12 protein-coding genes and 1 pseudogene are annotated in these 9560 nt (G+C 37.4%); all 13 read left to right on the top strand.

Annotation, left to right across the window (positions count from 1 at the left end):
* Positions 1 to 267 (top strand): hypothetical protein (locus tag NT145_04585; protein MCX5781964.1); only part of this gene is annotated, 267 nt, incomplete at its 5' end.
* 13 nt (positions 268 to 280) lie between these two features.
* Positions 281 to 1003: an LPS export ABC transporter ATP-binding protein gene (gene lptB, locus NT145_04580; protein MCX5781963.1), complete on the top strand. Its 723-nt coding sequence runs from the start codon at positions 281 to 283 to the stop codon at positions 1001 to 1003.
* A 129-nt stretch (positions 1004 to 1132) separates the two neighbouring features.
* The gene (gene raiA / locus NT145_04575) at positions 1133 to 1693 is read left to right on the top strand and encodes a ribosome-associated translation inhibitor RaiA (protein MCX5781962.1); all 561 of its coding nucleotides are present in this window, start codon (positions 1133 to 1135) and stop codon (positions 1691 to 1693) included.
* Positions 1694 to 1730: 37 nt separating this feature from the next.
* Complete coding sequence (locus NT145_04570; protein MCX5781961.1) at positions 1731 to 2189, top strand: PTS sugar transporter subunit IIA; 459 nt, start codon at positions 1731 to 1733, stop codon at positions 2187 to 2189.
* Positions 2190 to 3125 carry an HPr(Ser) kinase/phosphatase gene (gene hprK / locus NT145_04565; protein ID MCX5781960.1) on the top strand — a complete coding sequence of 312 codons (936 nt, stop codon included), beginning with the start codon at positions 2190 to 2192 and terminating at the stop codon, positions 3123 to 3125.
* A gap of 10 nt (positions 3126 to 3135) precedes the next feature.
* Positions 3136 to 3835: pseudogene (locus NT145_04560) on the top strand (RNase adaptor protein RapZ).
* Between the two features lie 6 nt (positions 3836 to 3841).
* Entirely contained in the window at positions 3842 to 4807 is a 966-nt protein-coding gene (locus NT145_04555; GenBank protein MCX5781959.1) for a YvcK family protein, read from the top strand.
* Between the two features lies 1 nt (position 4808).
* Positions 4809 to 5216, top strand: a complete 408-nt coding sequence (locus NT145_04550) for a hypothetical protein (GenBank protein MCX5781958.1) — start codon at positions 4809 to 4811, stop codon at positions 5214 to 5216.
* Between the two features lie 24 nt (positions 5217 to 5240).
* Positions 5241 to 5735, top strand: coding sequence for a PTS sugar transporter subunit IIB (locus NT145_04545; GenBank protein MCX5781957.1), 495 nt, complete (start codon positions 5241 to 5243; stop codon positions 5733 to 5735).
* Positions 5736 to 5745: 10 nt separating this feature from the next.
* Positions 5746 to 7794: a DUF1926 domain-containing protein gene (locus tag NT145_04540; protein ID MCX5781956.1), complete on the top strand. Its 2049-nt coding sequence runs from the start codon at positions 5746 to 5748 to the stop codon at positions 7792 to 7794.
* A gap of 2 nt (positions 7795 to 7796) precedes the next feature.
* Positions 7797 to 8429, top strand: coding sequence for a PTS sugar transporter subunit IIC (locus NT145_04535; GenBank protein MCX5781955.1), 633 nt, complete (start codon positions 7797 to 7799; stop codon positions 8427 to 8429).
* 39 nt (positions 8430 to 8468) lie between these two features.
* Positions 8469 to 9227, top strand: coding sequence for a PTS system mannose/fructose/sorbose family transporter subunit IID (locus tag NT145_04530; protein MCX5781954.1), 759 nt, complete (start codon positions 8469 to 8471; stop codon positions 9225 to 9227).
* Between the two features lie 19 nt (positions 9228 to 9246).
* Positions 9247 to 9507, top strand: a complete 261-nt coding sequence (locus tag NT145_04525) for an HPr family phosphocarrier protein (GenBank protein MCX5781953.1) — start codon at positions 9247 to 9249, stop codon at positions 9505 to 9507.
* Positions 9508 to 9560: the final 53 nt, after the last annotated feature.

The raw sequence follows: 9560 nt of genomic DNA, 5'->3' as shown, positions 1-9560 counted from the left end.
GAGTTTAATACAAAGACCGAAGAAATCTATGCAAAGGGAAAAGTATCAGTTATTTCTTCATCAGTGACTTCATATTCTCCGGAAACTGTTTTCAAACAGAAGGAAAGAATAATAATAATGACAGGAAAAAATCCTCAGCCGCAAGTTATTTATAAGCAAGAAGAAAATAAAGGCGATTACAAGGCGGATAAAATAACTTTTTTTTTGGATAAAAGAAAGATATTTTTTGAAAACAATGTTTCTGGAAAGGTATATTTAAAGGACTAATTTTTGAGGACAAATGATTCTTGAGGGAAAAAATCTAAAAAAAAGATATCATCACCGCTTGGTTGTCGACGGAATAAACATTAAGGTGAATCAGAGAGAAATTGTGGGGCTTTTAGGCCCAAACGGCGCCGGAAAAACCACGACTTTCTTCATGATGCTCGGGCTTGTTGAACCTCTTTCGGGAAATGTTTACATAGATTCCGCTGATATTACGGAATGGCCGATGTATATGCGCGCAAGAAAAGGGATAGGCTATCTTTCTCAGGAACCGTCAATATTCAGGCGGCTTACCGTAGAACAAAATCTCATGGCCATAGCCGAGCTTTTGCCTTTAACGGATAAGGAAAAACAATTTAGGGTTGACAAGCTTTTGGATGAATTAGGGCTTACAAAGTTGAGGAAGCAGCTCGCAGTAACTCTTTCAGGCGGGGAAAAAAGAAGATGCGAGATAGCCAGATCCTTAGTGACAGAACCTAAATTTCTTCTTCTGGACGAACCTTTTGTCGGCATTGATCCGATAACTGTTTCAGATATACAGGGAATTATTCATAGGTTGATGAAAGAAAAAGGGCTTGGAATTTTGATTACTGATCACAATGTCCGCGAAACCCTTGAGATCATTGATAGAGCCTATATTATATATGAAGGCAAAACTCTGATAGAAGGAAACGCGGAAGAACTTATAAAAAGCAACGATGCCAGAAGAGTTTATTTGGGTGAAAAATTCAGGATGTAAAAAAGCTATTTATATTTGAAAAGACAACAAAAATATGGTATAAAAACTGTTTCGTATTGAAAAGCCCGCCTCGCTTATAAGTGAGCGAGCGAGGCCGCGCCCCGATAGATCGGGGCGGGGAGAAAATTAATGCAGATAAAAATTACAGCGCGTCATATCAAATTAACAGATGCTATAGCAAACTATGCGCGCAAAAAAGCAGAAAAAGCCCAGCACTATTTTAGCAATGTCGTGAACGTTCAGATAATACTATCCGTAGATAAATATAGACAGAAGGCAGAAATAATACTTCATACAGGACGCACCGGCGCCAAGTCGATATTCAGGGCAAAAGAAGTTTCATCGGATCTTTACGCGGCAATTGATCTTGCAATGGACAAAATTGATAAACAGCTGAAAAAGATTAAAGAAATGGCAAAAATTCATAGGAAAGGCAACCTGAAGACAGCAGCGCTTAAAAAAATCGGCGAAATATCTTTTGAAAATATTGATGAAAACGATAGAAGGAAAATAAACATAAGCGAAGTAAATCGTTTTGACGTAAAACCTGAGTCTTTGGAAGAAGCGGTAAACCAGATGGAAGCTTTAGGAAATAAATTCTATATGTTTTTTAATTCGGACACGTCACAGATTAACGTTTTATACAAAAAAGATAACGGAACCTTGGGGCTTATAGAACCGGAGATATAGCAATTTTATACGATAATAATAAAACGGGAGGAGTTTAATGAAGATTAAGGATTTCTTATGTCCTGATGCGATTTTGCTGGATCTTGAGGCCCAGGGCAAAAAAGAGGCAATTACTGAGCTGGTAGACCTTTTACAAAAATGCAAAAAAATTAAAAAAACCGCAGAGGTTATAGATACGATTATAGAAAGAGAAAAATTAGGTTCAACCGGCATAGGGCAGGGAGTTGCGATTCCTCACGGCAAGACCGATTCGGTATCTGAGCAGATAGGAGCGCTGGCCATATCTCAGAAAGGAGTTGAATTTAATTCTCTTGACGGAGAACCGGTATACATAATTTTTCTTCTTGTAGGTCCCATAGAAGTGGCAGGGCAGCATTTAAAGGCGCTTTCAAGGATTTCAAGGCTTTTTAAAGACAAATTTTTCAGGCAGGCGCTGCGCGACGCAAAAACAAAAGAGGACGTGTTAAAAATAATTGAGCAAGAGGACGCATATTAAATGAGTATCACGGTATCAACTTTTTTTCAGGATAAAAATGAAGATTTAAAGCTGGACCTTGTTTCCGGGGTTGAAGGGACTAAAAGAGAAATAAAGGTTTCTGAAATAAACCGGCCCGGCCTTGCTTTTACGGGATATTTAGGGCATTTTCCTGCCGAACGCATGCAAATTATTGGTTTGGGAGAACAGGACTACCTAAAATCACTGCCGCTGGAAAAACAAACTAAAATTCTGGAAAAAATATTTTCATTTTCCGATATCCCTTGTTTTATTTTAGCACGAGGACTTGAGCCTTTACCTGAAATGACTCGGCTTAGCGAAAAGTTTAAAATCCCTGTTTTTAAAACACCCGTAATGACTTCTCAGCTTATGGGCGAGCTGATTTTTTATCTGGAAAACAAGATGTCTCCTTCAACAAAACTGCACGGTGTTTTGGTGAGAGTTTACGGCTTGGGGGTCTTAATTATCGGGGATGCAGGGATAGGAAAATCTGAATGCGCGCTGGAGCTAGTTAAAAGAGACCACATGCTTGTTGCCGATGATGTTGTTGTCATATTTAGGCGTTCAGGAAACAGAATTATCGGCCGGGGCGAAGAAATTATTAAGCATCATATGGAAATCAGGGGCTTGGGAATAATTGATGTTAAAAGTCTTTTCGGGATAGGATATATTCTGGATGAAACAAATATTGAACTTGTGATAAGGCTTGAAGACTGGAAGAAAAATATGGATTATGAAAGAGTCGGCCTTGAGGAAAATTTTACGACAATATTGAATGTTCAGGTTCCTGAGGTAGTCTTGCCGGTAGGCCCGGGAAGAAACCTGGCAGTTTTAGTTGAAATCGCGAGTTTAAACCAGAGGCTGAAAAATCAAGGGCATTATTCTGCCCAGGAATTGAATCAGAAACTGATTCAGCAAATGTCAAAAAAATTATGAAAAATAAATTATGTGCAATAAATTCTTTATAATCACAGGTATCTCAGGAGCAGGAAAAAGCCAGGCGCTTAAAATTCTAGAAGACCTTGGCTTTTTTTGCGTTGATAACCTTCCGCCATCCCTTGTCCCTGAATTTGTTGACCTTGCGCTAAAAAGAAAATTTCAAAATATAGCGCTTGGCATTGATGTCCGTGCAGGCAAATCTCTTTCTCTTTTTAACGACATTCTAAAATATTTGAAAAAAAAGAAAATAAAATACAAGGTAATATTTTTTAATGCGAATGATTCCACATTGCTTCAAAGATATTTTGAAACTAGTATCACAAAGTGCAAATATGACCATATCTTTACTTTCATTCGGGTATAAATATGGATTGCCCATAGACTCTAATATTGTAATAGACGTGCGTTTTTTACCGAACCCAAATTATGTAAAGCATTTGAGAGCCAAGACCGGCAAAGATTCCGGAGTAAAAAAATATGTTCAAACCCAAAAGCTATACCGAATATTTTTAAATAAGTTTTCCGAAATGCTCAAGTTTCTTCTGCCTAATTTTGTGAAAGAAGGCAAAAGTAATTTGACAATTGCTATTGGATGCACAGGGGGCAGACACCGCTCCGTTGTATTTACGGAAGATATTGCCAAATTTCTTAAAAAACTGAAATATTCGGTAAAAATATATCACCGCGATATAGATCACGTTATATAATCTTAAATGAAAAATGATAAGTTTCAACCTAAAATTGTTGTTTTAGGCGGAGGCACAGGTCTTTCAGTCCTTCTGCGAGGTTTAAAGAAATATACTCCGAACCTCACTGCCGTTGTTAACGTTACTGACGACGGCGGAAGTTCCGGCGCATTGCGCCGCGAACTAGGAGTATTACCGCCCGGAGACATACGTAACTGTCTAGTGGCTTTGTCAGAAGAAGAAAATCTTATGACAAAACTGTTTCAGTACCGTTTTCCTTCCGCAGGATCGCTGTCCGGACATTCTTTCGGAAATCTTTTTCTCACCGCGATGTCGTCGCTTTCAGGAGGGTTTGATTCGGGCGTAGCCCGCGCAAGCGAAGTGCTTGCGATACGCGGACAAGTTTTGCCCGTAACTTTAAGTTCGGTTACATTGAAGGCGACTCTTTTAAACGGGAAAGTTGTGCAAGGGGAAAGTAAAATTACGGGAAGCGACTCCCCGATAAAACATCTTGCCATAAATCCTGCCAGTCCTCCTCCAGGGCCAAATGTTATTGAATCGATAATGTCTGCGGACGGAATCGTAATCGGGCCGGGATCTCTTTATACATCCATTATATCAAACCTTTTAGTAAGAGGAGTGACGCGGGCCCTTAAAGAAAGCCGCGCTCCGAAAATTTACATTTCCAATCTGATGACACAGCCCGGCGAGACTTCCGGATATAAATTGAGCGATCATTTGGAAACCATAGAAAAATATCTAGGCAAGAATGTTATAAATTATATAGTCGCAAACACAAAAATAATTGATAAAAAAGTATTGAAACGCTACACAAAGGGAAATTCTGCTCCCGTGTTAGTTGATAAAAAGAAATTTGGAAAATCAAAATTAGTTAAATCAAATTTAGTTTCGGCTACAAAAGAGTTTGTGCGCCATAATTCTGAAAAGCTTGCAGCTAAAATAATTGAAATAATAAAGTCGCACAACAGATAAAATGATAAAAATTATAATTTTTACTCATGGAGATTTAGGTTCGGAAATATTAAAGACTGCAGAAAACATCGTAGGGGAACAGAAAGAAGTTTTTGTTTTTTCACTTGAGCTTGTAGATTCTTTAGTAAGTGTTTCGAAAAAGCTCGGGGAGCTCCTTAAAAAGCTAGAAAGCGATGAAGGAACTTTGATATTGGCAGATATGGCCGGGGGAACTCCGTGCAACGCGTCTTTGCCATTTTCAAAAAACTTTAAAATAGAAATCATAACGGGATTAAATTTATATATGCTAATTTCTGCTTTCATGAACAGATCTTCAATGAATTTAAAAGAACTTGCCGAAAAGGTCTTGGAAGATGCGAAAAAAAATATCACAAACGTCAAAGAGTCATTTTTGAATAAAATAAAATAGCATGGTTGAGGGACGTAATTAAACATGCCAATAGTGTTAGCCCGCATCGACGATCGTCTAATTCACGGCCAGGTTGTCGAGGGCTGGCTTAAAAAGATAAGGGTTACGCATATTTTAGTTGTTTCTGATGAAGCCGCACGCGACGAAATGCAGAAAACGCTTTTGGGAATGGCTGCTCCGAGCAATGTCAAGGTAAGCACTTTGTCAGTTGATGACGCGGTATCGGAAATAAAATTAAATATTTTTGATAAGGATTTTTTGCTGATCCTTTTTTCTAATCCGGCAGATGCCTTGAAATTTTTGAATCTCGGGGTAAAACTAGCTTCAATAAACGTCGGGGGAATGCATTTTTCAAGCGGCAAGAGACAAATTTTAAAAAATCTTTCGGTTGACAATTCGGACATAGATGCTTTTGAAAATATTTCAAAGCTCGGAGTTGAACTTGAGGGACGCATTCTTCCTGATGATACAAAGATAGATGTGATGAGCATAATAAGGGAAGAATTGTCAAAAAAATAAAATTAAAATCATGAAAAAACTTTATTTTATCTTAGGAATACACAATCACCAGCCTGTAGGAAATTTCCTGCATGTTATTGAGAAAGGTTTTCAGGATGCATATTGGCCTTTTATGGAGCTTTTATCAAAACATCCAAAAATCAAGTGGTCTTTGCATTGCAGCGGAGTTTTGTGGGACTTTTTCAAAGAAAAACATCCCGAATATATCAAAGCGGTAAAAGATATGCTGGATTTGGGCCAGCTGGAACTTCTTACAGGAGGCTATTATGAGCCTATAATTCCATCAATACCGGATGTTGATAAAAAGGGACAGATCAAAAAGCTGACGGAATTTTTGAAAAAAGAATTTAAGTTCAAAGCGCGCGGGATGTGGCTTACAGAAAGGGTATGGGAACCTCATCTTGCAAAAGTAATTAATGAATCAGGCGTGGAATATACTGTTGTTGATGACGCTCATTTTGCGGCGTCGGGCTTTGATGTGGAAAAACTCAAAGGATACTACACAACTGAAGAAGAGGGCACAAAACTTAATATTTTCCCTATAAGCCAAAAACTCAGGTATTATATCCCGTTTCAAACAGTGGAAAAAACAATAGAATATATGTCCTCGTTTGCAGATGAAACCGGAAATTGCGCCATTGTTATGGCGGATGACGGGGAAAAATTCGGGATGTGGCCGGAAACAAATAAGCACGTTTATAAGAACGGTTGGCTTGAGAATTTCCTAAAAGCGGTTGAAAAGAATCTGGACTGGATTGAGCCGATAACTTTTTCAGAATATCTAGATAAATTTTCAGCAAAAGGAAGGGCTTATCTTCCGTGCGCATCATACTTTGAGATGTCCGAATGGGCTCTTCCTCAGGATGCTCAGGAAGTTTTTGAAGGGGTAACGCGCCAATTCGAAAACAACCCGCAGGCCAAACGGTTTTTAAGGGGCGGGTTCTGGAGAAATTTCTTAAGCAAATACGATGAATCAAATAATATGCACAAGAAAATGCTTTATGTCAGTTCAAAAGTGAATGAATTAAAGAAAAAAAGTGACGAGAATTCTGAAATATTTGATGCGCTTTATGCGGGACAATGCAATTGCGCATACTGGCACGGAGTTTTTGGAGGCCTTTATCTGCCTCATTTAAGGACTGCAGTATACAAAGAATTGATTAAGGCTGAATCATTGTTTTTTAGAAAATCCGGACATAAAACCGCTTGGAAAGAGATGGATTTTGATTGTGACGGGCGAAACGAAGTTATTTATGAAAGTTCTGGTCAGAATATTTACTTTTCACCGCATAACGGGGGAACGATATTTGAATGGGATTTTATCCCAAAAGAGATTAATGTTTTGAATGTTTTAACCAGGCGAAGAGAAGCATATCATAAAAGATTAAAAGAATTTCTTTCAAAAACACATCATCAGGCAAGCGAAATTCGTACAATTCATGATTTTATTAGAGTTAAGGAAGTAAATTTAGACCGTTTCTTAACCTATGATTGGTACCGCAGAGCCTCTTTAGTTGATCATTTCCTGCACCCAAACACTAAATTTGACGAGCTCAGAAAAGGGCAATATGCCGAACAGGGAGATTTTGTTTTAGGAGCATATGCTTTTAAAATTGAAAAAAATAAAATTATCATGAAAAGAGACGGAATCGTTTGGGAAAATCAAAATCCTTTGAAAGTAAATATTGAAAAAGCGATAACTCCTTCTAAGACGGGATTGAATATAATTTATAAAATAAAAAACCTTGAAAAAAGAAACATTGAAATCCTTTTTGCGCCTGAATTTAATTATGCATTTTCAAGTTTTGTTGAAAACGATAATGCTGAACTAAAGTCTGTCAATAAATGGATGCGTAAGGACGAGCATTTTAAGTTCACCGTTGAGATGATTTTTTCTTCATCGTTAGATTTAAATATATTCCCCTTAGAAACAGTTTCCTTATCCGAAGGAGGATTTGAAAAAACCCATCAGGGAACTGTAGTAATACCTATTTTCAAGTTAAATATTCTTGAAAACGGAGTTTTGGAGCAGCAAATTAAAATCAAAATAACTGACTAAAAATGATAGAAATTATCGGCATTTCACTACTGGCGGCAATTTTTGAACTTGATGTAACTGCATTCGGCCAAATTATGATATCCAGGCCGATCTTTGCGGGCCCTGTCGTCGGCTATATCCTAGGGGATGTTGTTTCCGGTTTTTGGATAGGAGTTATTGTTGAGCTTATGTGGATTAATGCCATACCTATGGGGACGTCCATCCCGCATGATGTTACAGTTATTTCAATCCTTACAACTGTCTGGGGCATAAAATACATGAATAGTGAAAAAAGCGCAATAATTCTTGCTATGGCCTTATCTTTGCCGTTAGGCATTTTATTCAGGATCTTTGACGTCCGATTAAGATTTTATAATTCTAAAATTGCCCGCTGGATTGAAGAAGGAATTAAAAAGGGCAAGGAAAAAAGAATTGAACTGGGAATTTATTCAGGGTTAATTTTATTTTATTTTAAAGCGTTCATTTTTTATCTGGTCTTGATTTATCCGGGGCAAATATTCTTAAAAGAAATATTCAATGTATTGCCCTTTCAAATAAAATCGGGACTTGAAGTTGCATGGTATCTTTTACCGGCGGCAGGCCTTAGCATTGTGTTAGTCAATGCATGTTACGGGAAACTTTCTTGCATGAAATAAATTTAATAAAAATTGTTTTCATTAAGCCTAACTAAAACAATGAAAAAAAAGATAAACTTTATTTTATTATTATGGCGGTCATTTTTCTTGCAGGCATTATGGAATTTTGAAGGATTGCAAAACATTGGTTTTTTGTTCGCGCTACTTCCTTTCTTGAAGAAATGTTATCCCGATAAAGAAAAAAGGCAGGAGGCTTACCAAAGGCATTTAGAATTTTTTAATACTCAGCCTTATATGGCAAGCATCATAATTGGGCTAACAGCAAAAATGGAAGAAAAAATAAGCGAAGGGTCGCAAAACAATATAATTGAAATTTCAAACATAAAGAAAAATATGGCCGGGCCATTAGCTGCCATGGGGGATGCGCTTTTTTGGGCAACACTTAGGCCTTTCGCGGCTATTTTGGCGACAGGGTTAATATTCATATATGTGAAATCTAACAGTGTAATTCATCCGTTAATAATACCGGCTTTTTTTCTCGTTATTTACAATTCTGTTCAGTTGACATTCAGATATATGTCTTTAAGAATAAGCTATGAATTGGGAGAAAAAATAATTGAAAAAGTAGCGTCAGTTAATTTCCAAAGTATTTTGAATATTTTAAGATTCGTTTCGGTAATAATATTATCTTTAATTGCTCTTTATTATTTCATATCTTTTGGCGGCAATGCAAAACTGATAATAGCCATTTTGGGCACATTTGTTTTAACTATATTTTGGACTTGCCTGAGATGGCCGATTTTCCTGCTTTTTTATTTTATAATAATTTCAGGAGTACTTATTTCAATATTTCTATAGTTCTTAAGGGGTGCTATGCTTGAAAAAAAAACTTATAATAAAAAATAAATTCGGCTTGCATGCGCGCCCTGCCGCGGTTATGGTGCAGACGGCGTCCAAGTTTAAATCTAAAATTAAGATTGTTAAGGATTCTCAGGAAGTGGACGGAAAAAGTATCATGGGGCTTATGACGCTTGCGGCAAATGCAGGGTCTACGATAACTTTGCTTGCAGACGGAGATGACGAAATACAGGCATTGCAGGCTTTAGAGCAATTAATAGAAAGCGGATTTGGGGAATAGCGAGGGTTTGCTAAAAAGGAGCAAACCCTTGATTACACAGATAAAAACAAGAT

This window comes from Elusimicrobiota bacterium (genome assembly GCA_026388075.1).
In the GTDB taxonomy this organism is placed as follows: Bacteria; Elusimicrobiota; Endomicrobiia; order Endomicrobiales; family JAPLKN01; genus JAPLKN01.
The sequence above is the reverse complement of the archived record's forward strand: the minus strand, read 5'-3'. Positions and strand labels throughout refer to the sequence as shown.

Coding starts and splice junctions, on each gene's coding strand:
- raiA (MCX5781962.1), top strand. CDS start 1,133: ATGCAGATAAAAATTACAGCGCGTCATATCAAATTAACAGATGCTATA.
- NT145_04535 (MCX5781955.1), top strand. CDS start 7,797: ATGATAGAAATTATCGGCATTTCACTACTGGCGGCAATTTTTGAACTT.
- lptB (MCX5781963.1), top strand. CDS start 281: ATGATTCTTGAGGGAAAAAATCTAAAAAAAAGATATCATCACCGCTTG.
- NT145_04530 (MCX5781954.1), top strand. CDS start 8,469: ATGAAAAAAAAGATAAACTTTATTTTATTATTATGGCGGTCATTTTTC.
- NT145_04570 (MCX5781961.1), top strand. CDS start 1,731: ATGAAGATTAAGGATTTCTTATGTCCTGATGCGATTTTGCTGGATCTT.
- NT145_04545 (MCX5781957.1), top strand. CDS start 5,241: ATGCCAATAGTGTTAGCCCGCATCGACGATCGTCTAATTCACGGCCAG.
- NT145_04550 (MCX5781958.1), top strand. CDS start 4,809: ATGATAAAAATTATAATTTTTACTCATGGAGATTTAGGTTCGGAAATA.
- NT145_04540 (MCX5781956.1), top strand. CDS start 5,746: ATGAAAAAACTTTATTTTATCTTAGGAATACACAATCACCAGCCTGTA.
- hprK (MCX5781960.1), top strand. CDS start 2,190: ATGAGTATCACGGTATCAACTTTTTTTCAGGATAAAAATGAAGATTTA.
- NT145_04555 (MCX5781959.1), top strand. CDS start 3,842: ATGAAAAATGATAAGTTTCAACCTAAAATTGTTGTTTTAGGCGGAGGC.